20 protein-coding genes and 2 pseudogenes are annotated in these 22,921 nt (G+C 55.7%); 9 read left to right on the top strand and 13 right to left on the bottom strand.

The annotated features are described in order from the left end of the window. Positions 1 to 123 precede the first annotated feature (123 nt). The 3 genes from BRW62_RS06350 to BRW62_RS06340 all read left to right on the top strand — a co-directional run bounded on the left by BRW62_RS06350 (position 124) and on the right by BRW62_RS06340 (position 2,966). Positions 124 to 906 (top strand): hypothetical protein, encoded by a 783-nt coding sequence (locus tag BRW62_RS06350; RefSeq protein ID WP_099798745.1) that lies wholly within the window; start codon positions 124 to 126, stop codon positions 904 to 906. Between the two features lie 338 nt (positions 907 to 1,244). Next, complete coding sequence (locus tag BRW62_RS06345; protein WP_198406232.1) at positions 1,245 to 2,078, top strand: acyl-CoA desaturase; 834 nt, start codon at positions 1,245 to 1,247, stop codon at positions 2,076 to 2,078. Between the two features lie 6 nt (positions 2,079 to 2,084). Continuing rightward, on the top strand, positions 2,085 to 2,966 hold the full coding sequence (locus BRW62_RS06340) for an SDR family oxidoreductase (protein WP_099798743.1): 882 nt from the start codon (positions 2,085 to 2,087) through the stop codon (positions 2,964 to 2,966). On the opposite strand, the gene BRW62_RS06335 is transcribed toward BRW62_RS06340, so the two are convergent. From BRW62_RS06335 to BRW62_RS06310, 8 genes and pseudogenes are all read right to left on the bottom strand, one after another. Then, positions 2,919 to 4,007, bottom strand: a complete 1,089-nt coding sequence (locus BRW62_RS06335; RefSeq protein WP_099798742.1) for a hypothetical protein — start codon at positions 4,005 to 4,007, stop codon at positions 2,919 to 2,921. The genes BRW62_RS06340 and BRW62_RS06335 overlap by 48 nt on opposite strands. Before the next feature lie 66 nt (positions 4,008 to 4,073). After that, a pseudogene (locus BRW62_RS15165) lies at positions 4,074 to 7,237 on the bottom strand (efflux RND transporter permease subunit). 8 nt (positions 7,238 to 7,245) lie between these two features. After that, entirely contained in the window at positions 7,246 to 8,142 is an 897-nt protein-coding gene (locus tag BRW62_RS06325) for an ROK family protein (RefSeq protein WP_099798741.1), read from the bottom strand. Continuing rightward, complete coding sequence (locus tag BRW62_RS14610; protein WP_250644959.1) at positions 8,139 to 9,008, bottom strand: LCP family protein; 870 nt, start codon at positions 9,006 to 9,008, stop codon at positions 8,139 to 8,141. Before BRW62_RS14610 ends, BRW62_RS06325 begins: the two co-directional genes overlap by 4 nt. After that, positions 8,957 to 9,514: an LCP family protein gene (locus BRW62_RS13865; RefSeq protein ID WP_250644958.1), complete on the bottom strand. Its 558-nt coding sequence runs from the start codon at positions 9,512 to 9,514 to the stop codon at positions 8,957 to 8,959. The genes BRW62_RS14610 and BRW62_RS13865 overlap by 52 nt, the downstream gene beginning before the upstream one ends. Positions 9,515 to 9,685: 171 nt before the next feature. After that, positions 9,686 to 10,813, bottom strand: coding sequence for a single-stranded-DNA-specific exonuclease RecJ family protein (locus BRW62_RS13860; RefSeq protein WP_227517624.1), 1,128 nt, complete (start codon positions 10,811 to 10,813; stop codon positions 9,686 to 9,688). Next, entirely contained in the window at positions 10,782 to 11,957 is a 1,176-nt protein-coding gene (locus tag BRW62_RS13855) for a single-stranded-DNA-specific exonuclease RecJ (protein ID WP_227517623.1), read from the bottom strand. Before BRW62_RS13855 ends, BRW62_RS13860 begins: the two co-directional genes overlap by 32 nt. A gap of 40 nt (positions 11,958 to 11,997) precedes the next feature. After that, entirely contained in the window at positions 11,998 to 14,124 is a 2,127-nt protein-coding gene (locus tag BRW62_RS06310; RefSeq protein ID WP_376787925.1) for a lytic transglycosylase domain-containing protein, read from the bottom strand. 268 nt (positions 14,125 to 14,392) lie between these two features. Here BRW62_RS06310 and rpmB point away from each other — a divergent pair, with 268 nt between their 5' ends. Beyond that, positions 14,393 to 14,629 (top strand): 50S ribosomal protein L28, encoded by a 237-nt coding sequence (rpmB, locus tag BRW62_RS06305; RefSeq protein WP_099798739.1) that lies wholly within the window; start codon positions 14,393 to 14,395, stop codon positions 14,627 to 14,629. 12 nt (positions 14,630 to 14,641) lie between these two features. Further along, positions 14,642 to 15,283: a tRNA (guanosine(46)-N7)-methyltransferase TrmB gene (trmB, locus tag BRW62_RS06300; RefSeq protein WP_099798738.1), complete on the top strand. Its 642-nt coding sequence runs from the start codon at positions 14,642 to 14,644 to the stop codon at positions 15,281 to 15,283. Here trmB and BRW62_RS06295 read toward each other — a convergent pair. Next, positions 15,269 to 15,517, bottom strand: a complete 249-nt coding sequence (locus tag BRW62_RS06295) for a hypothetical protein (protein ID WP_099798737.1) — start codon at positions 15,515 to 15,517, stop codon at positions 15,269 to 15,271. The genes trmB and BRW62_RS06295 overlap by 15 nt on opposite strands. A gap of 321 nt (positions 15,518 to 15,838) precedes the next feature. Between BRW62_RS06295 and BRW62_RS06290 the strand changes: the two genes are divergently transcribed. Then, entirely contained in the window at positions 15,839 to 16,066 is a 228-nt protein-coding gene (locus BRW62_RS06290; RefSeq protein WP_099798736.1) for a photosystem I reaction center subunit IV, read from the top strand. A gap of 30 nt (positions 16,067 to 16,096) precedes the next feature. Continuing rightward, a complete protein-coding gene (locus BRW62_RS06285; protein WP_099798735.1) occupies positions 16,097 to 16,951 on the top strand; it encodes a DNA-formamidopyrimidine glycosylase in 855 nt (284 codons plus the stop codon). On the opposite strand, the gene BRW62_RS06280 is transcribed toward BRW62_RS06285, so the two are convergent. From BRW62_RS06280 to BRW62_RS15160, 3 genes and pseudogenes are all read right to left on the bottom strand, one after another. Next, positions 16,921 to 18,195: a sensor histidine kinase gene (locus BRW62_RS06280; protein WP_198406196.1), complete on the bottom strand. Its 1,275-nt coding sequence runs from the start codon at positions 18,193 to 18,195 to the stop codon at positions 16,921 to 16,923. The genes BRW62_RS06285 and BRW62_RS06280 overlap by 31 nt on opposite strands. Positions 18,196 to 18,234: 39 nt before the next feature. Further along, positions 18,235 to 19,551 carry a 30S ribosomal protein S12 methylthiotransferase RimO gene (gene rimO, locus BRW62_RS06275; protein ID WP_099798734.1) on the bottom strand — a complete coding sequence of 439 codons (1,317 nt, stop codon included), beginning with the start codon at positions 19,549 to 19,551 and terminating at the stop codon, positions 18,235 to 18,237. 20 nt (positions 19,552 to 19,571) lie between these two features. Continuing rightward, a pseudogene (locus BRW62_RS15160) lies at positions 19,572 to 20,227 on the bottom strand (Mo-dependent nitrogenase C-terminal domain-containing protein). A 120-nt stretch (positions 20,228 to 20,347) separates the two neighbouring features. Here BRW62_RS15160 and BRW62_RS06265 point away from each other — a divergent pair. Further along, positions 20,348 to 20,995, top strand: coding sequence for a chorismate lyase (locus BRW62_RS06265; protein ID WP_157768333.1), 648 nt, complete (start codon positions 20,348 to 20,350; stop codon positions 20,993 to 20,995). Here BRW62_RS06265 and BRW62_RS06260 read toward each other — a convergent pair. Next, positions 20,968 to 21,651 carry an N-acetylmannosamine-6-phosphate 2-epimerase gene (locus BRW62_RS06260; protein ID WP_227517621.1) on the bottom strand — a complete coding sequence of 228 codons (684 nt, stop codon included), beginning with the start codon at positions 21,649 to 21,651 and terminating at the stop codon, positions 20,968 to 20,970. The genes BRW62_RS06265 and BRW62_RS06260 overlap by 28 nt on opposite strands. Before the next feature lie 306 nt (positions 21,652 to 21,957). Between BRW62_RS06260 and BRW62_RS06255 the strand changes: the two genes are divergently transcribed. Further along, positions 21,958 to 22,914, top strand: coding sequence for an RNA polymerase sigma factor, RpoD/SigA family (locus BRW62_RS06255; protein WP_198406195.1), 957 nt, complete (start codon positions 21,958 to 21,960; stop codon positions 22,912 to 22,914). Positions 22,915 to 22,921: the final 7 nt, after the last annotated feature.

Here is a 22,921-nt window from a genome sequence, read left to right as displayed (position 1 = left end):
AGGCGGTCAATGACTAGAATACCTAGAATACTAAGGTCGGCACTCCCCCTACCAGCTAGCGAGAACCTGCATAGGACAGTTGCCAACGCCGTAGAGCGAACTATCTGGTTCAAGGGCAGTGAGATGATCAAGGTACTTTCCTTCCCGATGATGACGGAGCGGCAACACCCCCTCATTCAACCTCTTTTAGAGTGGTCAGATGAGGCATTGATTCATGGGTTTCAGGATGAGCGCGATCGCGGCTGCTACTTCATTGCGCTCTACTGTCGCTACGCTCCCTTGGTTTACAGTGTCTTGCAACACCATGGGAAATCGCCTGTACAGGTTGATTACCTCTTTGCCAAAATGTGGCATACCCTCTTTTTTAGTCTTGATCTCGTAGAATTCACGCCGACGGGAATTAGGGTTGGTGACGAAGAAGCTGCATCGCTGCGCAACTGGATTGTCAATCGTACTGCCACACTGATTCAAGAAGATCTGCCGGGTATCGAGTACATTACCTATACTCTGAAGGATGCCCCTCCCCCCCTCTGGTGCTATCTTGAGGCCAGCCTTGCGTATTTGCCTGCTCTCACCCGCTTGGTGTTGGTGACTACCCAAACCTTCCATTGGAGTTTAGAGCGAGTACGGGCGTATCTGGAAGTCCAAGGGGAAACGGTTAGCCTCGCAGAACTTCAGCAGCACCTAGAGCAGGGGTTAGATATGCTGGGCGATCGCCTCCCCAGCGATGTCCGTGAGATTTACTTGACCCCACCTTCATCTGTGCCAGCACAGGAGAGCGACGCCCTCTTTCCAGACACTACAGAGCAACTAGAGACCAACTCCACGCCGCCAGAGCCAGCCAGCCACTCCGATAGTAGTATTGATACGCTTCTTGAGGAATGGGAATTAATTTTGTCGAGTTAGCAAGTGCCCAAGGGTGTTGCTGAATGTGGCTATGAATTGCCCTCATCCCCAACCCTTCTCCCCAGGGAGAAGGGAGCTAAGAGTCTTGTTCCCTCTCCGTTGGGAGAGGGCTAGGGTGAGGGCGGCAAAAGACTCAAACCCGAAAGTTATACGGCTATTTAGCAACTATTTGGCAACTATTTAGCAACGCCTGCCCAAGCTGTCCGCATCGCCTCCTAAGCAAAGATACTTAGTGGGAACCGCCTATGTTAAAGTCTGATGGTAGTCGTGTCCTCTCTGGTGCCTAGGGCTGGATGGGGGTGACACGTGTAATGGCTACAGTGTTTACGGAAAAATTCATGACCCAAGCAACCGTTGCTAAACCGCCTTTTGCATGGCCTACAGCCTCTTTTATCATTTTTGTCCATCTGGGTGCGTTGCTGGCCTTTGTGCCCGGGATGTTTAGTTGGTCGGCGGTGCTGCTGGCCTTTGTTTTGCATTGGCTAACCGCTGGGATTGGTATTACCCTTGGTTGGCATCGGTTGGTAACCCACCGCAGCTTTCAAGTTCCCAAATGGCTCGAGTACGTCTTGGTATTTTGCGGAACGCTCTCAATGGAAGGGGGACCCATCTGGTGGGTGGGCTTACACCGCCATCATCACCTCTACTCCGATCAGCCTAACGATCACCACGATTCCCGTAAAGGCTTTTGGTGGAGCCACATTGAGTGGATGTTTCACCAAGTGCCAGCAGAAGCAGAAATTCCTCGCTTCACCAAGGATATTGCCGACGACCCAGTGTATCAGTTCTTAGATAAATATTTCCTGCCAATTCAATTGGTTCTGGCTGTGGTACTCTACCTATGGGGCGGCTGGCCGTTTGTGGTGTGGGGGATTTTTGTGCGTTTGGTTACGGTGTATCACACAACATGGTTGGTGAATAGTGCCACCCATACCTTTGGTTACCGCACGTTTGAGACCTCTGATTACTCCACAAACTGCTGGTGGGTTGCCTTGCTCACCTTTGGCGAAGGCTGGCACAATAATCACCACGCTTACCAGTACTCTGCTCGCCATGGCTTGCAGTGGTGGGAAATTGATCTGACGTGGTTAACTATTCGTCTATTGCAGGCGTTGGGCTTGGCAACCAAGGTTCGTTTGGTGGAGGCACCAGCGACTCCCTCGCAGGAGTAAGCAAGGATGCGGCTGCTGATTCTCGGCTGTGGCTATACGGGAGCGCGGCTGGGGCGATCGCTCCGCTCTAGGGGGGTTGAGGTGGTTGTGACCAATCGTACTGGGGTAAGGCCACCGGAACTGGCGGATGTGCCCTGCTACCCCTTCGATGGTGAGCGAACTCCCCTTGATCCGGCAGCGTTAGAGGGGGTGACCCATGTTCTGTCTAGTATTCCCCCCGATCGCCAAGGAGAGGATGCAGTCGTCAAGAGCCTGCTACCACGCTTAGAACGTCAGGGATTGGTGTGGTTTGGTTATCTCTCAACAACGGGGGTCTATGGCGATCGCCAAGGGAAGTGGGTGGATGAAACGACGCCGGTGAACCCCCAGAACCCGCGATCGCGCCAGCGGGTCGCCATTGAGCAGGCATTTCTCAACGCGGATCTGCCGACGCATATTTTCCGGCTCCCCGGAATTTATGGCCCAGGCGCCGGCCGTAATGCCATTAGTCGCATCCTTGAGGGGAAGGTGCAGCTCATTGATAAGCCCGGCCACTACTTTTGCCGTATTCATGTGGATGATATTGTCCAAACCCTAGAGCGATCGCTAGAGTCCCCCACTCCCCACGCAATCTATAACCTCAGCGATGATCAGCCGTCGGAATCCCTGCCGGTGCTGCTAGAGGCCTACCGTCTGTTGGGTCGTCCTGCGCCTGCGGCAATTCCCCTCGACCAAGCCGATCTTAGCCCGATGGCGCTCTCCTTTTGGCAGGAGTCGCGGCGGGTGCGCAATGACAAAATCAAGCAAGTGCTGGGCGTCAGGTTGCGCTACCCCTCGTACCGCGAAGGGCTGGCGGCTATTTTACGGGATACTCCAGCCAGCATACTCCAAGCTGGCCATGGCGCTTAACCCCTGCTGGAGGCACAGGCCAAAAACGCGACTGGCGGCAATCGCTGCGGTGCCTTGGAGGGTCACCCCCAGAAGTTTGCCGTTGCTCCCTAGGATCATCTCTCCCCAATTGGGGTCGTCAGCGGGGTAGTGAATGGTCTGTACCTGTACGGTTGGCCCCCATTGTCGCTGCGCTTGGCGGTGGTTCCATCCCACCCGTGCTAGGGGGGTCGGAATCGGCAGCCACCACGGCTGACAGCGGTACTCAAGGGGAGACGGGTGCCCCAACAGCAGGTTGGCGGCGATCGCCCCCGCTTCGGCGGCCGTCAACGACGGTAAGGTGTACCCCTTGTGCCACGCACCACAGGCGTAAATTTGTGGGTGACTGGTGCGCCCGTAACGATTTAGCAGCAACCAGCCATGGCGATCGGTGTTGAGGGGCTCAAGGTTGAGGGGAGCGAGGGCGGGGGGGAGCCGTGGTGTAGATCTGCCACACTGCAGCTGAACCGTGATCCCTAGGGCTTCTAAGGCCGCCTGCAGGCGATCGTTAAACCACGGGTCTTCGGTGGGAACGAGGCGATCGCCACCGACGTGCCACGCTTGATGGGAACAGTCCCCAGACCACGATTGCCAAGCCAGAGCCTCAGCAATCTCGACCCCCGTGCCCTGCATAACCGGCGTGGTGGGCAGCATAGCAGGTGGCGCATCCACCAAAAGATAGCCCCGTGCGTACAGCCTATCCTGTTCAATTTGGAAATGACACTGGGGCTGCCAGACAAACTTACCGGTGCCGCTGAGGACATCTATCCCTGATAGGTTCAAGACCGTTGGCGCATAGAGGCGCTGTCCCTGCTGAACCATGCCCTGAAATCGTTGCCAACTGGCCGCATCTAAACGAGAGGGTGGAGCCACAGACAACCACCAGCGTTGCCATTGCCACTGCCACTGAGCCTCTGGGGGCGGCAGTACTAGGCCAATGCGGCCAACAGGGGCATACCGATAGGCAACCTCGAGGGCGACGGGGCTGGCCGCAACCATGACAAGATCATAATCAAAGCGCATAGAGTCCTTGCGCTGCCTGGCGAGAGCTACTACCCACCTTAGCGTTTGTTGCTGCCCCCAGCACGATCATCGTTCCCGCAGCTCTTCGGGGGGAATCCCGTCAATCGGTACCGGAACCCTTGGCGATCGCTCAAAGCTATGCAAAATCACGTAAAAGCAGGGAATTAAAAAGAGCGTTAGCACGGTGGCCACTGCCAATCCTGAAAATACAACAATGCCAAGGGGTTGTAGGAATTCTGAACCTTCCCCTAACCCCAAAGCCAAGGGAAACATCCCTACCACGGTGGTAATGGTGGTCATCATAATGGGTCGGAGGCGCGCAGGGGCTGCCTTGAGGATGGCTTGGGTGCGGCTGCCGCCCTCTTGCACATAAATCTCATTGGCTAATTCCACCATGATGATGGCGTTATTGACCACAATCCCCACCAACAAAATGGCACCCACAATCACCGTTGCACCAATGGCGGTCTGGGTCAGGTATAGCCCCCAGATCCCCCCGGCCAACGCTAAGGGAATCGTCAACATAATCACCAGCGGATCCAACAGGGAATTGTACTGGACAGCCATCACCACAAAGACAAGAAATGCCGCTAAGCTGCCCAGCACCACCAGCGCCTGTTGCAGTTGTTGATTAGCCGCTGCCGCCGTACTGGGCATGAGAGACACCCCCGCCGGAAACTCAAGGCTATTGAGAATCTCCTGTACCTGGGCTAGAGCCGCGCTTAAACGTGCCCCTTCCACCAAGTTACCGGCAATCATAAAGACCTGCTGCTGGTTAATGCGGCGGATTTCGCCGGGGGCTTGGCTGGCCTCAATGCGGGCAACCTCCCCTAGGCGCACGGGACGGTTATTGTCCGTGAATAGGGGAATCTGCCTCAGGTCTTCGGGGTGCTCAATGCTATCGCTATCCAGTTGAACGCGAATATCCACGAGGCGATCGCCCCGCTGCAGCCGGGTAGGCACAAAGCCCTCAAGCGCCGTCTGAATCGTTTGCCCCAGATTGAGGGTATTTAAGTTGAGTTCGCTGGCGCGCTCCCAGTCCGGTAAAATTTGAATTTCTGGTTGGCGCGGGTCGGCATCGGGGCGAAAGCGCACCAAGGTGGCTTTTTCATCGAGGGCTTGCAACACTTGGCGGCCAAAGCGATTCAACGTGGCCTCATCGCTGCCCCGTAGCATAACATCCACATCGGCACCGCGCACTGGCGAGTTCGTGAGGATAATCCCCCGCACCTGCCCCGGACTCAGGCGCAGTCGTACCCCCACGAGATTCAGTTGCTCTAGGGCTTGGGTGGCTGTCGTAATATAGCGATCGACACTCACCCCGGGCTTGAGAATAATAGTGCTGGAGCTGCGCAGGGGATTGGCAATGGTGGTGGTGCCAAAGAGCGCCCCCCTGTAGTGGTGAACACATCTTGGGTTCCGGGCTGCTCTAGGAGAAGTTGATCCACTGCCTGCATGATGCGGCGACTCGTGGGTAAGGGGGTTCCTGGGGGAAAGATGGCGGTGAGGTTCACTTGCCCTGTGTTGATGCGCGGCAGCAGTTCTTGGGGGATATGTTGTGCCAATAGCCAACTGCCACCCCCCAACAGGGCGATCGCCCCGCCAACGACGAGCCAACGCCCCCGCAATACCCGCACCAATGCTCGCTCGTACTGGGCTGTCAACCAAAGGAACTTGGCGTTAAACACGCGGATAGGTGCCACTTGACGCAACTGATTTTGAACCCGCAGCCCCAGTAGCCGCGAGGCTAAGGCTGGCACAACCGTGAGTGCCACCACTAAAGACGCTGCCACCGCAAAGCTAATGGTGAGGATCAGCTCGTTAAAGAGCAGAGCCACAAGCCCACCCAACAATAGAAAGGGCAGGATGGCAACTAGGTTCGTCAATGTGGAGGCTAACAACGCCGATTCAATCCCCCGACTGCGCCGCTTCACCTCTTCAAGATATTGCTCTTGGCTCATCTGCTGCGGGTTAATATCCGCGAGCGTTTCCAGCATCACAATGGCGTTATCGACTACAATCCCCACCCCTAGTGCCAGACCCCCCAAGCTAAAGACATTGAGGGAAAAGCCAAACACTCCCATCAGGAGCATGGCCGCCATGGTCGAAAGGGGAATGGCCAAGACAATGATTAAGGTTTGCCGTACCGAGCCAAGGAACAGCAGGACGGCGATCGCCGCCAACAGGGTTCCGGTCATCCCCGCTGTGGCCACATTGTTGAGGGAGTTGCGGATATACACCGATTCATCCAAGACAGGGACGATGTGGGTACCCGCAGGCACCAAATTTGCAGCTTGTAACGCTGCTAAACGGCGTTTAATGCCATCGGCTACTTCCACCGTATTGGCATCTGGTTGCTTGAGGATACTCACCTTGACGGCGGGTTGACCGTTGAGGGTGACAAACACCCGCTGCTCGGCACTCCCATCGATTACCTGCGCTACATCCCGCAGATAGACTCGCTGCCCCTGATGACCAGTGAGGATGACCTCTTCAATGTCACTGGCCGTGCGAAATCGTCCCACCGTGCGGGTTAAGGGTTCCGACTCACTGCCGCGAATCCGACCCCCCGACACATCCTGATTGCGATCGCCCAAGGCAGTCAAAAGTTGGTTTAAGCCCACCCCTGTGGCCTGCAATCGCTCTAAATCCACCAAAATCCGTACTTCCTCGGTGGTTCCCCCAGAGATATCCACCCCCGCCACCCCAGGAACGATACTTAACTCGCGATCTAGGTCTTCATCGGCAAAGACCCGTAGCTCACGGCCACTGAGTTCCGCGGAGGTAAGGGCAAACTCATAGACCGGCAGTTGGGAGGGGTCAAACTTAAACAGTCGCGGCGACTCAATGACATCAGGCAACGTACTGCGGGCGCGGTTAAAGGCAGCAGTTGCCTCGTTAAGAGCCTGATCGACATCGCCCCCCGGCTCAAAAAAAAGGTCAATACTGACTTGGCCTTCGCGGGTCTGGGAATAGACTTGCACTACCCCCTCAGTGCGGCTCAGGGCTTCTTCAAGGGGTTTGGTGATCTCCTCAACCGCAACATTGGGCACCACCCCCGGACTATCCAAACGCACGCCAATCCGCGGATAGGTAATGCTGGGTAGCAAGTCCACTTGTAACCGCATTACTATAAAGACCGCCAAGACAATGACGGTCAACGTGAGCATTAGGGTGCCAATATGACGGGTAACGGCCAGACCGCTAAAACTAAACCGTGGGGAGTTCATGCTTAAAACTAAAACTGTTTCTTAACAAATTGCCATGCGAGCTTTGCGGCACCAACCATCCCCGCTTGATTACCTAGGGTAGCTCGTAGGCATTGTAGGTTACTCCGTGAGGTGGGCAGTACTCGCTCTTCTAATTCGGCGATCATGCTGGGAAAGAACAAATCACTGCCTGCACTAATGCCACCGCCAATAATGACGGCTTCGGGGGTTAGCACATAGACTAGACTGGCAATTCCAGCGGCCAACTCACGGCCGTACTGTTGCCAGAAGGCGATCGCCTCGGTATCGCCTTGGCGGGCACGCTGATCTAGCTCGTGGGGTTCGCAACCGAGTCGGCGGCGAATGGCTTGTGCCGAAACATGTTGCTCAAGAGAGCCACGATTGCCGCTATTACAGGGAGCACCGTTGTAGTCGAGGGTAATTAAACCTAGCTCACCCGCCGTACCGTCATGCCCCACAAATAGTTCACCATTGAGGATGATGGCACCCCCAACGCCTGTCCCTAAGGTGAGCAGAATTAAATTTTGAAACTGGCGGCCTGCCCCTAGCCATGCTTCGCCGAGGCCAGCGCAGTTGGCATCATTGCCAATAATCGTGGGCTTTGCGGTGAGGTGCTCGAGGGTGTCACTGACATGAACATCGTACCAGCCAAGGTTAATGGCACGCCGCGCCACCCGCCCGGCGGCATCCACAGGCCCTGGAACCCCCATTCCGATCGCGATCGCGCGATCATCTGGGTCTAATTCTTGAATCCCTTGGACAACGGCCTTGAGAACGGCCTCTGGATAGGGGGGCTGAGGGGTTGGCCATGTCACTGCATTGAGGCAGTCGCCCTTAGGACTAAAGCGCCCCATTTTGATGGCGGTGCCACCCAGATCAACCCCAATAACGTACGGTTCACTCACAGATCAGTTTGGGACACGTTAGGTTGAGCGCTTGGCGTGAGGCGATCGCGCGCATCGTTACCGAGCTGGATTGTTACATCTGATGCTAGCACGCCCGTACTTTCGACTCGTACTTCACCAAAACCTAACAGCAGTTGCACGCGCCGTGCCGCCGCCAAGTCTCCCTGCTGGGCAATAATCCGGGTAATTTCAATGGGTTGGCTCAAGGCGTCGGCCACAAACTGATCCCGATACCCAGCCTCCCAAAGCTGGTGGCGCAATTGCTCTACTGCTGCCTCACTGAGACTAGTGTTTTGCAGAGCAATCCGCACATTTTCGGGATAGGTGATAGGGGTTTCGCGGGGGTCGGCGGTGGATGTATCGCGAAAGTAAGTATCAGAGAGCCAAGCAATCCGGCGATAGTTCGGCAACCAGTAACTGATTTCCGACTCCCCCGTGCCATTGAAGTTGCCGGGCAACAACAGAAACTCAATGCGCGATCGCGGTAGCTGAGCCATAAACTGACTCAGACTCAGTAACTCCTCTACGCTCAGGTTAGTATCTAAATTCTCACGAATAATGCCGAGAATACTGGGAATTCGAGCAAGGGTTTCCGGGCGTGCCGATTGCTCCATCAGTGAGCGCAAAAACATCTGTTGGCGTTGAACACGGCCAATATCCCCTAGGGCATCGTAGCGAAAGCGCAAAAATTGCAGGGATTCATTGCCATTCAGGTGCTGGCGACCGGGTTTGAGATCAATGTAGAGTCGTTGGCTATCGTCGCGGTAGTTCATCGCTTGGGGCACATCAACGGTCACGCCGCCCAAGGCATCGATTAATCGCTCAATGCCCTGAACGTTAATGCGGAAATAGCGATCAATGGGCACCCCCCCAGTAAATCGCTAACGGTTTCTGCCGCTAAGGCGGGGCCGCCCAAGGCATTGGCCTCATTAATTTTGGCATCCCCACGCCCACGAATAAATGTGAGGGTGTCGCGGGGAATTGAGAGTACCACCAGCCGTTGATTGAGGGGGTCAAACCGGACTAACAGTAACGAGTCCGATAGCCCCTCTACGGAGTTAACAAGGGCATGGTAGGTGCGATGAGGATTCGGTGACTCCTCCAAATCAGACGTGAGTACCTTAGAGCCGATGACCAGTAAATTGATGGGTTGGTCGAGGGTAGCGGCGGTGCGATCGCCCCGCTGGAAGACCCGCCATTCGCTCGCCGACAACGATCGTTGCATCAGGGGGGTACTTTGACTCATCAGCCCCCAGACAGCACCAATGCTGGCGGAGAGAAAGCCGATCCCGATCCATAACACCAGTTGCCAGAAGAGGTGTCCCTCTTCCGGAGGCGCTGGTCGCCGCCGTGGCTGGAATCGAATAAACACACCTGCCTCACCGTATCAAATTCCCACAAATGTAGCATAGTGCTGTGAGTCAAAAAGTATTCGACATTAGCTTAAATTCAGGAAAAAGCGGCGAGGTTTATTATTCCTTAACTGTTGAGCGGTTGCGGCGGCCAACCACCGCTCTATCGCGTTGCCATCAGGATCGGCCGTTCATTGGGTGGGTTGATCTGCACAGAGTCGAGCTAGATGAGCAGCCTGTAGCCGATACCACCGTTGCAGTCGCCCAAGCTCTTCGGCAATGCTGAGGGTAGGGGCAAAGCCCTCACACGCATAGCCAAGGTGGCGTAACACAGCGACAAGGGTGCACGGGGCGATCCAATAGTCTTGGCTGAGAGCCAACAGGTTGACTGTTGCAGTGTTGAGAATGGCGGTTTGGATGGCGGCTATGAGTTCAGGCTCTGGGAGGATGCGGGGAATGCGCGAACCGACATGGACAGTTTGGGGCTGGGCGATCGCCAGTAACCAACGCAGGTGGGTCCATGAGGGGGGTAACGACCAAAGGATCAACTGCTGGCAACGGCAGCGGGGGCGATCGTACTGAATTGTAGCAGTGGTGGTTTCTGGGGGAATGAGGGGGCGGTCATAGCCGTACAGTAGAGCACCCCCACTGAGGTGGGATAGCCAATTCTCCGATAACGGTTGCCAATGGGGAGGCTGGTGGGGGGGTGGTTCAGGACACTGCCACTCTAAGCGCGTAGCACCGCTTGGCTGTACGCCTTGTAGTTCTAGTTCTAAGTGTGTTTCGCCGTTCCACGTATTGGCGACAAGGGTATAGGCAATGTCGATGGGTGAGGGCAGGGGCAACACCTGTCCCCAGCGCCATGCTTTGGCCTTCATGGGTGGGCTATTGCCCTGCTGCAGGGTGAGCTTGAGGTGCTCTCCGTGCTGTCCCATCGTAGATTGGCTCACAACTGTGACGCGGCGACTGCAAAAAACTGGCTGCGGATTTTCACTGCCAAAGGGTTGTAGCCGTTCTACCTGCTCGTAAAATTCCCAGTTGAGTTGGCTAAAGTGGAGTTCAGCATCAATGGTGACTAAGGGGCGCAACTGCTCTTTCTTGAGACAGGTCTTGGCAAAGGCACGTAGGCGATCGCGCCATTCGTCGAGATGCTCGGCGAGTAACGTAAACCCACCAGCCGCTTTATGGCCGCCATACTTGAGTAGCAGGGATTTCGTGGCCTCTAGAGATGCAAATACGTTAAATTCGGGAATACCGCGCGCAGAACCACGAATGGTGGTCTGGGTTTCATAGGTGCCAATAAAAAACCGGCACGCCATAGCGCTCCACTAAGCGGGAGGCCACAATGCCAATCACCCCATGATGCCAGTCGGGTTGAACAAGCACCAGCACCCACTCGGCGACCGGATCAACCCCCCTTGCTTCTAGGTGGGCGATCGCCTCGGCCTCAATGGCGGCGCATAATTCTTGACGGGTGCGATTTGTCTGTTCGCAGGTGGCTGCCAAGGTTGCCGCTGTCGCAGGATCGTCTGTCGTCAATAACTCAATGACAGTCTGTGGATCGCCAATACGACCAATGGCGTTAATGCGTGGCCCTAGGCGAAAGCCAACGGCACTGGGCTTCAGGGCGGTATTGGTTTGGGGCAAACTGTTAGAGACCTCCATCAAGGCCTGTACCCCCACTAACGAGGACGTGGGAATGGTCTGTAACCCCTGTTTTACCCAGCGACGATTGACACCCACTAGGGGGGCGAGATCGGCAATGGTGCCCAGGGTGCACAACTCCCGTAAGGGGCGCACCAGCCCGCACAGCTTCTCCAGCCGCTGTGCCAGCGATAGGGCAAGGATGTAGGCCATCCCCACCCCCGCCAAACTGTGGTAGGGGGAATCAGGATCCACGAGCTTGGGATTGAGGATGGCATGGGCGGGTGGCAGTTGAGCGGGAATATCGTGATGATCCGTCACAATTACAATCAGCCCAAGTTCGCGAGCTAGGGCAATGGGCTGTACCGCTGCAATGCCGTTATCCACCGTCAGAATAATCTTGACCCCCCGCTGGTGGCACTCACGAACGATGCGCTCATTAATGCCATAGCCTTCGTGCATTCGTGACGGAATAGTGTAGTCAATGGTTGCGCCGAGATGGCGCAATGCCCGCAGCAGTAGGGCGGTACTTGTCATCCCATCGGCATCATAATCGCCACAGATGGTGATGCTCTCCCCCCGGGCGATCGCCTGTCGCAGCAGTTCTACCGCTAAGTCTAAATCTGCAAAAACCGTACTGGGGGAGGGTAAATCAAGGGTTTCTGGCTCTAAAAAGCGTTGCACGAGGGCAGGCGTGGTCAACCCGCGGCGAAGATAAATTTCCGCAAGGGGGCGATCGCACCCCAATGCATCCATCAAGGACTCACACAGAGTCGAATCAATTGGCGGCACATACCAGCGCTGAGGGGGGAGAGTCATAGGAGGGGGTCACGGTTACCATACCAGCAGAACGCGAGCGTTAGTCACGGGGTGTGGTATAAAGCTGGAGATAGTTCCAGTAATTTTCTAAAACCCGTTTGACATAGCCATAGGTTTCAGGAAAGGGAATGGTTTCAATAAAGCGATCGCCATCACTGGCATCAAACCGCTGTAGCCAATCACTAACGTTACCTGGACCAGCATTATAGCTAGCTAAGGCAAGCAATGTATTTTGTTGGTATCGATTGTGGGTGTAGTCAAAATACCATGTCCCTAAACGGATATTGTCCTCTGGGTCTTCAAGGGAGAAATCGCTCAGGCTCAGCTGATCTGCAATCCAAGTCGCAGTGTCTGGCATCAGTTGCATTAACCCTGTTGCCCCCACAACGGAACGAATGTCGGGTTCAAAGCGCGACTCTTGGCGAATCAGCGCCATCACCAGCAGGGGGTTGAGCTTGCGAGCAGCAGACCACTTTTGAACAATGTCCCAGTAGGGCAATGGATACAGAGCATACCAAAAGCGAGGGTCACGCTGAATTGACTCGAAAAAGGTTGCGGTATCGGGTTCATTCCTCGCACGCACAAACAGGTTTTCAAGCATGAAGATACCATCGAGATACTCACCCACCCCAAGACGGATCAGGCCATCGGTCAGTTGCTCAGCAGCAGTGGGGGTGACCCGATTTTGGAATTCCCATTGCCAGCGCTGCCATGCGTCCTGCGTTTGCCCCAGCAAGTAGAGTTCCTGAAGGGTTGGGCTGCCAGCGCTCAGGGGTAAGGGGTGAGCGCGATCGCGATCGATGCGGGGGTGTTGTTGCCGCAGCGTTGTAAAGGTACCGACGGGTTGCTGGAGTAAACTGGCGGCACGCCATCCATAGTAGGAATGGGGGTACTGACTGATGAGCGATCGCCACGCAGCGGTTTGGGCTTGGAGCCCGCCAGCCTCTCCTAACCATTTTCCCAGCCAGAAAGCGGCGCGCGGCGCTATTTCACTATTGGGGTTAAGCTTGAGGAGTTCGCCAACCCAGCGTTGAGCAGTTTGCCACTGACGCTGTTGCGCTGCCGCCTCTGCTAACTGCCAGCGAAGCTCAGCAGCAGCGGTGCTACCCCCATAGGTTTGCAAGAGTTGTTGTTGAGTGCGCTGGGCAGCGGTCTCATTCCCCAGTTCCCGATAGGTGCGATACTGCTCTAGCAGCACATCCGCCGCAATCGCACTCGATTGGCTGTTAGTGGCCAGTTTCAACGCGATCGCCAGTAGCGGCAGGCGACCTGCTGGGGAGCTAGCCAGTCGGGCAAGGCGCAATTGCGCTAAAGCGGCTTCTTGAGTGTTGGGAAAGCGCTGAACAAGGTCTTGGTAGGCAGCGATCGCCCCTGAGGTATCGTTACTCAGTTGACGACCTCTGCCGACTCGATAACGGTTCAAGGGCGTTTGGGGCGCACGGTCATAGGCGGCGGCGGCAGGGGCATACTGCATCTTTTCCCAATAGCCAAAGGCGATCGCCTCCCAGTCAGCGGGGGTTAACTCCTGAGGGTAACGCTGCCGCAGAATCTCTAGATAGGTGCCATAGTCTTTAAGATACAGCCCATAACGAGCCACCAGCTTGAGGTAGGGGACGTGATCCGGGCTGTTTTGTAACTGGGTGTGGACATAGTTCACTACGGCGGGATGCTGCGGAAACTGGGCGATCGCCCGGTCGGGCTGCTGGAGGTTGAGCAACGCCACGGCGGCTTCCGGCTCCTTGCCATAGTCGCGGATCAGCTGCTGCCATGTCTGCGTTGCCTTGCGTCCTTGACCCGCTTGCCGATAGGCATCTGAGCGCAGCAGGAGAATCCGTGCCGCCATGGGTCGGTAGGTGGCCTCTAAATTTTCAAGCCACCGCAAACTTTCCTGTGGGGCGTTGTGTCGCAGCGCATCCACCGCCAGCAAGTAGCGGGCGCGATCGCGTTTAAGGGGATCTTTGGCCTGTGCCCACTCTTCTAACTGAGCGCGGCGTTGGGGAGGAACCTCTAGGGTGAGTGGATAGAGAGTCTCTAACGGCGGAGCAGACCAATACTGCCGCGCAACGATCGCTCCCACCATCACTAGGACTGGTGCCAGTGCCAGTAAAAGCCAGTTTCGCCAGCGCCGAGAGACTGCCGTAGAGTGTCGTTTCGGCAAAAGTTTCACCTTAGCTCTAGCATCCGTGCCACAACGCGATAGCAACTCGGCAGGTTTGTGTTTAGTTTACCAAAGGTGAGCATAAAGCCCCCTGCCTTAGCTGTGGGATACGCTGAGCGAAGAATTAGAGAGGCTCAGCCCGCCGAATCTAGACTTCCGCGCCTTGAGGTGTGAGGAGCACACCAATGATTTACAGGCTGAAGCACGTTTCTATGCTAGAATGAAGGACTTGGTTATGTCTAACGACTAGCAATTGCCTTGCAAGGGACTTAAGATTATGAGCCGCGTTTGTCAACTCACCGGAAAAAAGGCCAATAACGCCTACGCCATTTCCCACTCCCATCGGCGGACAAAAAAGCTGCAAGAAGTGAACCTGCAATGGAAACGGGTATGGTGGCCAGAGGGTAAGCGTTGGGTGCGGCTGCGCCTTTCGACAAAAGCCATTAAAACCCTTGAGCGTAAAGGCTTAGCAGCTTTTGCTAAGGAAGCGGGCTTGAATCTCAATAAGCTTTAGACGCTCTAGAGTATGGGCGATCGCACCACTGTTGTGCGGTTACGACAGCACGTCAACCCCCTCAGTCGCAGGTTTCAGCAAGAGGTTGCGGTACCGGATTGGTCACGCATCTACGCCATCGCGTCCCAGCCATTACATCTAGATATTGGCTCAGCGCGTGGCACGTTTCTATTGCAGATGGCGGCCCTGCATCCTGAGCAAAATTTCCTTGGCCTAGAAATTCGCTATCCGTTGGTTGTGGCGGCGAATGAACGCCGCGATCGCCATGGCCTGTTGAACCTGCATTATCTATGGGGTAATGCAAATGCCCACCTAGGGAGGCTACTCCAAGGCGTACCGCTGCAAACGGTGAGTATCCAATTTCCGGATCCATGGTTTAAGCGGCGGCACCACAAGCGGCGAGTGGTCACCCCCGATCTGGTGGCAACCCTTGCGCAGCACCTCTGTCCCGGTGGCCGTGTCATTCTCCAGTCCGATGTCCTCGAGGTTGCCGTTGCCATGGTGCAGCAGTTCCGCGCCCATCCTGCCTTTGCCGCGTCACCACCCGATTGGCTGCCCCAAAGCCCATGGCCTGTGACCACAGAGCGGGAGCAGTACGTTTTGGCGCAGGGGTTACCCGTTTACCGTTGGCAAGGGGTGCTACTTCGCCCTTAAGTGGGCGCGGCGCAGGTTAGCAATGGGGATGTTCAGGCGTTGTTGATGCAGCGCGTAGGTATTGGTGAGCACACAGGTCAAGGGTTCTGTTTGGCGCTGGCACAACAGTTCATGGTGGCCAAAGGCAACGGGGATTGCGCCGCTAGCAAGGAGAAACAAGCCACCAAGAAACCACAGCAGTCGTGGGCGATCGCGCAAACGCAGAGAATCGTCAATGTGCTCAAGGATCTGCATTACAGGTGTTCTGTAAACTACTCCCAGCTAAAGCAGGGAGCTTTTAGTAGCCCTGCAGTTAGCAAGCCAACCGCGAGCCTCTGGGGTGGTTTACAACACCCCCAATCGACCGTTACCAGTGCCTTGAACAACCGTTTCTGGTGTCCGCAGTACAATTATAACCTAAAACAACTGAAGTTGCTAAAGGAGCTTTCCTCCCCGCACTGAAGTACGGGGCTTCCAGCCCTACCCGATGTGAAATTTTGTGGAGCGAGCGTAACAAGCTGTAGCGGTCATAGTAGTCTTAAGTCTAGCCGTTCAGAGATATTTAGGACATAACTCATGGTGCAACGTGGTTCTAAAGTCAGAATTCTCCGCCCCGAATCCTACTGGTACAACGAAATTGGCACCGTTGCCTCGGTCGATCAAAGTGGGATTAAGTATCCAGTGATTGTGCGGTTTGACAAGGTCAACTACACCGGTTTCAGTGGCAGTGCTAGCGGTGTCAACACCAATAACTTTGCCCTCAGCGAAGTGGAAGAAGTAAGTGCTCCCAAAAAAGGGAAGTAGTTGGCTCCCTAGAGCACGTTAGGTGCCCTTGTGCCGGAGTTACCGGAAGTAGAAACAGTGCGGCGTGGGCTAGAGGCGCTGACCCTCCATCAGCCACTTGTGGGAGGGGAGGCGTGTTTAGCCCGCTCGCTTGCTTACCCAGACAGCCCGGATGTTTTTAGGAATGACTTGAAGGGTCGCTACTTTGTGGGATGGCAGCGGCGGGGCAAGTATTTGTTAGGCACGTTCGACAACGGGGCAATACTGGTTGTGCACTTACGCATGAGTGGCCAGTTGTTGTGGCTGGCCACCTCGCAGCCCCTGTGCTCCCATACCCGTATTCGCTGGTTCTTTCCTGAGGGGATGGAACTGCGCTTTGTGGATCAGCGTACCTTTGGGCGGTGTTGGCTGCTTCCCAACTTCGAGGCGATCGCCACTCTGATTCCGACCCTTGCCACCCTTGGCCCAGAGCCGCTAAGCGAGGCCTTCAGTCCTGCATTTTTAGCCGCCCAGTTGCATCGCTGCCGTCGCCCCCTCAAGAGTGCCTTACTCGATCAACGCATTGTGGCCGGCATGGGGAATATCTATGCCGATGAAAGTCTTTTTTTAGCGGCGTTGCATCCGCTGACCCCTAGCGATGCCCTCAACCCCAATCAAGTGGAGCAGCTCCATCAGACGATGCGCCACGTCCTAGAGGCAGGGATTGCCGCAGGCGGTACAACCCTGCGCACCTTTGTTAGCACTCTTGGGGTCAATGGGCGCTACGGCGGACAGGCATGGGTCTATGGCCGCAAAGGGCAGCCCTGCCGGGTGTGTGGCACCCCCATTGAGCAGTTGCGTATTGCTGGGCGCTCAAGTCACTATTGTCCGCAGTGTCAGCCACTGTCGCGGGCAATGGGCAAATAAAGGGTGAGGATCTCGCCAGCGTGGCGATCGTGCCGTTGGGTAACTTTTGCACCAACCGCTTCAATCAAGAGCTTGGCCGCTTGGAAGTTGAGGCTCAGTTGGCCGGTTGCCGGATGCCAGAGTAAAAGTTGCCCAAGGGAGGCTAGATCACTGCGGTGTTTATACTGGGGCGATCGCAACTCGAGTTTGACGTGATGCCCCGCTGGCTGCACCACTAACTGAAGGGCGCTCTCAGCAGCAAGGGTTTGGCTGTAGTATTCCACCAACCCGGTGAGCACCTGATCCAGCGACTCCGGATCACTGAGCACCACTGGCAGGTTGGCAGGGCACTGGAGAGTTAAGCTCACTTGGCGGCGTGCGGCCTGCTTCTGCCAGCGCGGTAAATTGGTTGTCAACAACGTCTGAAGGCACGTGCGCCCCAAGGCCATGGGTGTTTTTGATGCGGGACTAGAGAGCATCTCAGCGGCTTGGGTGAGCAGATCAAAGCGGGTCATTTGCTCATGGATTTCTTGGCCAATTTTATGCAGGTACTGGTAAGTGCGCTGGGGCAAGTCCTGCTGGCGCTGGAGCAGTTGGATAAACGTATTGATGGTGGTTAGGGGAGTGCGCACTTCGTGGGCAAGGGCTTGGAGAATATTGACATCCGCAGCGTCTGGGGCAGTTGGCGTGGCGGTGGCTGGCGTGGGCACAGGCTGGCTATAGTCCAGCAGCCACTGACCAAACTGGCTCACCAGCCGATAGCTAGGGCAGCGAATACCAACCTCCTGCAACCACTCATCAATCGGTTCCAACCCTGAGAAGGGGTGCTCTTGCCGTAAATGCTGCCAAAATGTATAGATTTCTTCCGGAGCGAAGGAAAATCGTAACCCCTGCTCTGGCTGATACACCAGCAGTACACTAACCTCAGCGCTCAACACCAAGCAAAAGGGGCTAAGCCAACCACTGGCACTTGGAATGATCGTCACTTGGGGAAGTTGCTGACGCTCTTGGGCGGGTAGGTACGCCAGCGATCGCCCCTGCGCCAGCACGTAGGTTTTAAGCGCCGGATAGTCAAGAATTAAACTGGGGGAAGACACCAAAAAACCGGTACTAGGGGCGCTATAGCGCAGTAGCTCCTCCAACGCCCTGACCCCAGCATGCCACTGCCAAAAGCGATCCGTCTGCGGTGGATCGCGCAGCGTATCACGGGTATAGGTGGCCGAACGCGGACGAAGCATGGCAGGAACCCCAACTGCTTTGACCATAGCGGCTGTTGAGGGATTCGCCTAGGGGTAAAACCGTACTCAAAGGGCGATCCTGCCGTACAAGTCATAGACATCGGCGGCAGTAATTTCCACCGGCATGATAGCGCCGAGCTGAGCCGTCCCCTTCACGTAAACCACACCATCCACATCGGGGGCAAAGCGGGGCGAGCGGCCAAGGAATTCCCCCGTTTGCGGGTTCTCTTGCTCCATGAGGACAGGAACCACCTTCCCTACTTCGGCAAGGTTTTTACGCTGGGCAATGGGCTGCTGTAGTTCCATAAGGCGATTGCGGCGGGTGGTTTTTACCGCCTCCGGCAGTTGATCGGGCAGGTGGTAGGCGGCAGTGCCTTCCTCCGCAGAGTAGGTAAACACCCCCACATGATCAAACTCGTGACGCTGCACAAACTCGCAGAGGTGCTCAAAGTGAGCCTCAGTTTCTCCCGGAAACCCAACAATAAAGGTCGTCCGCAGGACAGCACCCGGCAGTTGGGCTTTGACCTGTTCAATGAGGCGATCGTTCACGCCTGCCTGCCAAGGGCGATTCATGGCGCGTAACACATCAGGGTGGGAGTGCTGCAAGGGCAAATCAAGGTAGGGCAACACATTGGCAGTGTCGCGGATGGCAGCCATCACCGCCTCGCTTAAACCAGTTGGATAGGCATAGTGGAGGCGAATCCACGGCACATCCACCTCCCCAAGGGCGCGGATCAGATCAGCCAGTTTTGGCTGGCCGTAGAGATCCAAGCCGTAGTTGGTGGTAATTTGTGAGACCAGAATAATTTCCTGCACCCCCTCAGCCGCCAGTTGGTGGGCTTCGGCAACAATGGATTCAATGGAGCGCGATCGCTGATCGCCCCGCAGGTGCGGAATAATACAAAAGGCGCAGCGGTAATCACAGCCTTCCGCAATCCGCAGGTAGGCCACTGGCTCTGGGGTTGTGCGATAGCGGGGCACCGTTTCATCGGCAATGTAGGTTGGCACGGCACTCACCCGCTGCACCCGCTCACCCGTTTCAGCCCGCTCAATGACCTCAACAATGTGTTGGTAGTCACCACTGCCAACAACCGCCACCGCTTCGGGAATCTCCGCCAATAATTCCCCCTGAAAGTGCTGCGCTAGGCAGCCGGTAATCACAATTTTTTTATTGGCCTCTGCGAGTTCGACAAGGGTGCGCACCGACTCTTGGCGGGCAGCTTGGATAAAACTACAGGTATTGACAATAACGTAATCGGCCTCGGTTTCATCGGTGCCTACTCCGTAGCCTGCTGCTGCCAACAACCCAATCATATGTTCAGTGTCAACACGATTTTTGTCGCAGCCAAGATGGGCGATCGCAATTTTGGGTTTATTGGGCATAGAGAGTAGCAGGATGCATGTTAACAGTAGGGGGTAATGTCCTCACCGCACTCATCGGCTAAGTACGTCAGCGATCGGAAGCGTAACCCCACTAACTGATCATAAAGGGGATTGAGTTTACAGAGGGGGGAATGTGAACAATTTTGCGCCCAAAGAGGGTGATGTCGCGCTCAAAGGGGCATTGGGGGGGAATTAAACGGCAGAGAAACCGCGCCACCTTGGCATCTTTTACTTCGAGGTCGTCTAACCAGTTGCGCACTGGATCTAGCAGCCGCAGGGTGTGCTCACCGGCGTCGTGCCGCCCGTCAAGGGTATGTTTTAGGGATTCCAAAGCGTCAATTTCTAGCCCCAGGGCACGGCAGAAGCGTTGTAGTTCAGCATCTTCGGATTGGGAGTAAATGCCGTTGGCCAGCCCCACCATAACCGCTGTGCGCAAGAAGTTTTCAGCCAAGGGGCGATCGCCCCCAAAGGCAGCAACTAATTCGGCATCCGTGACGGGGGAAAAATGATCAATGTCAATGTCAGGGGCAATTTCGTCTTGGATGAGGCTGGCAATGAGCTTCTGCTCCTCGGGGTCAAAGTGGCCGTCAGCACAGGCAACACTCAACAGTCCTTTAATCCATGTGCCAGTTTGCTCAGGGGTTAACTCCGCTGTCGTATCTGTTGTCGTTGTCATCCTACTTGCCTAGTGGGTTGAATACTCCTGCCTCATTATTGACTGTACCCCATAGCACCCTAGCGTCCGTAAAATCCTTGCTACAATTAACGAAGTTTTGTTAAGCAACCTGTACTCTCCTTGACTGCTTCGCTGTTGCCCTCAACCACTTCATCCTCGTGGCACGCCCTTGAGCCGCTATGGCAGGGAGACTTTGCAACGATCCAGCAGGGGCTGCCCCACGATCTGCTTGCCCCAGCATGGCAAATTCTCATCTTAGGAGATGGCTCCCCCACGCGGCACCTACAACTGTTGACCCGCGAAGCAACGGAAGTGGATGTGATTGATATGTCGGCCATTGGGCATGAACATGATGCTGCGCCACCCCAACTGCAACTGATTCCGGGGCCACGCCTGCGCCGTCAGGTGTGGTTGCGCACGGCCTCGGGTCAGCGCCTTGCCTACGCAGCCTCCTGGTGGGAAGCCGCCCATGTGGATGAGTACTTGCAAAACCGCGCTATGCCCATTTGGACGAACCTTGCCCAGCGCAAAGTAGAACTTTATCGCGATATTCAAGCCGTTTATTTCGGCCACTGCGATACCCTTGCTGCTGCGTTTGGCGAAGCAGGGCCGTTTTGGGGTCGCCACTATCTGTTTTGGCACGATCGCCGCCCCCTAACCCTTATTTACGAAGTGTTTTCCCCCTATCTCTGTCGCTACCTTGGCCCGATGGGGAGTACCCTCGATAGCTTGCAAGCGCCTTACTCTGACCTCAACGCCTGCCGATAGACCTCTACCTGACGGTCAATCCCCGTAATAGCAGTACCAACAACCACTGCATGGGCACCGAGGGCTAGTGCCTTAGCGGCCATGGCTGGACTGGCAATGCCCCCCTCGCAGAGGATAGGTACGCTCAAGGTTTGCACCAGCGCCGTCAATAGCTCCCAACTCGGAGGTGTCTCTGCCGCCGTTGCCTCTGTATAGCCAAATAGGGTGGTGGCAACCCAATCAGCGCCCGCACTCACAGCTGCTGCGGCACTGGCAACCGAGTCAATATCCGCCATGACGAGCTTGCCCAGTTCAGTGTGAATCCGTTCAATCAAGGGGGCTAAGGGTTCCGGGCGGCTGCGCTCCGTCGCATCTAGGGCAATGACATCTGCCCCCGCTGCGGCAACGGCCATCGCATCGGCAAAGCGAGGGGTAATGTACACCGGAGTTTCAGGCAATACCTGCTTCCATAGGCCAATAATCGGCACGTTCACCCCTTGGCGAACTGCACGGATATGTTCCGGCGTGTTGATCCGCACCGCTACGGCGCCTCGCAGAACCGCCGCTTGAGCCATGGCCTTAATGATCTCCGGTGCGGCTAAGGGGGAGTCTGGAGGGGCTTGGCAGGACACAATCAGACCACCACGCACCACCTCAGTGATTGTTTGCTGCAGCACTGTCCCTCCCTGCACCGTTGTAGTGCCTCTACCCAACCCACTGTACCCCACCGCGACCATAGGTCTTTCTCAATAGGGCAAATATAAAGAAAAGATTAAAAACCCCCAAAGGGCAATGTTAGTATTCCGATTAACAGATTTAGAAATGTTAAGATTCTTAATATATCTAATACATCTGCTAAAAAGCTGTTAAAGCACCACTGGTTTGACTGCACCCTTTAGCAGGAGAGTTTGTCCGTACTACCCTAAAGAACCAATATCAAAAGCATTTCAACGACTAACTGCTGTCAACCTTCATATCGAGCGATGGTGACTATGGAGACTTCAAAAGACTTGGTACGTACTTATCTGCGGGAGATTGGTCGTGTACCGTTACTAACCCACGAGCAAGAAGTTATCTATGGTAAACAGGTACAGCACCTTGCCCTACTCAATGAGCTGCGCGAACAGCTTGCCACTGACCTCAAGCGTGAACCAACTCTACAGGAGTGGGCAACTGCCGCTAATATCAACCCAGCGGAGCTAGAGAGCGCTATTGAGATGGGCGAGCGGGCTAAGCGCAAGATGGTGGAAGCCAATCTGCGCCTAGTGGTGTCGGTGGCCAAGAAGTATATTAAGCGCAATGTAGATCTGCTGGATCTGATTCAAGAGGGCACGATTGGGATGCAGCGGGGGGTGGAAAAGTTTGATCCGACGAAGGGGTATCGCTTTTCTACCTATGCGTACTGGTGGATTCGCCAAGCTATTACGCGGGCGATCGCTGAGAAGGGGCGCACCATTCGGCTCCCCATTCACATTACCGAGAAGCTCAACAAAATCAAGAAGGCGCAACGCCAACTCTCCCAGCGGCTAGGACGAGCCGCCACCATTAACGAACTGGCTGCAGAACTGGAACTCACCCCAGCCCAAGTGCGGGAGTATCTGGAGCGGGCGCGGCAGCCCTTGTCGTTGGATGTGCGGGTGGGGGACAACCAAGATACCGAACTGGGCGAACTGCTGGAGGATACCTCGATTTCGCCGGAAGAGTTTACGGCTCAGTCGTCCTTGCGCAGTGATTTAGAGCGGCTGATGGCGGACTTAACCCCGCAGCAACGCCAAGTGCTGTCTCTGCGGTTTGGGCTGGAAGACGGTCAACCCCTGACCCTCGCCAAGGTGGGTGAGTTGTTAAACATTAGCCGGGAGCGGGTGCGGCAAATTGAGCGGGAAGCCCTCAGTAAGCTGCGCAAGCGCCGGAGCGATATTCATGAGTACCTTGCTAGTTAGGGGACAT

This window comes from Thermostichus lividus PCC 6715, from assembly GCF_002754935.1.
Taxonomy (GTDB): domain Bacteria; phylum Cyanobacteriota; class Cyanobacteriia; order Thermosynechococcales; family Thermosynechococcaceae; genus Thermosynechococcus; species Thermosynechococcus lividus.
This window is presented reverse-complemented; position numbering and strand designations above follow the sequence as displayed.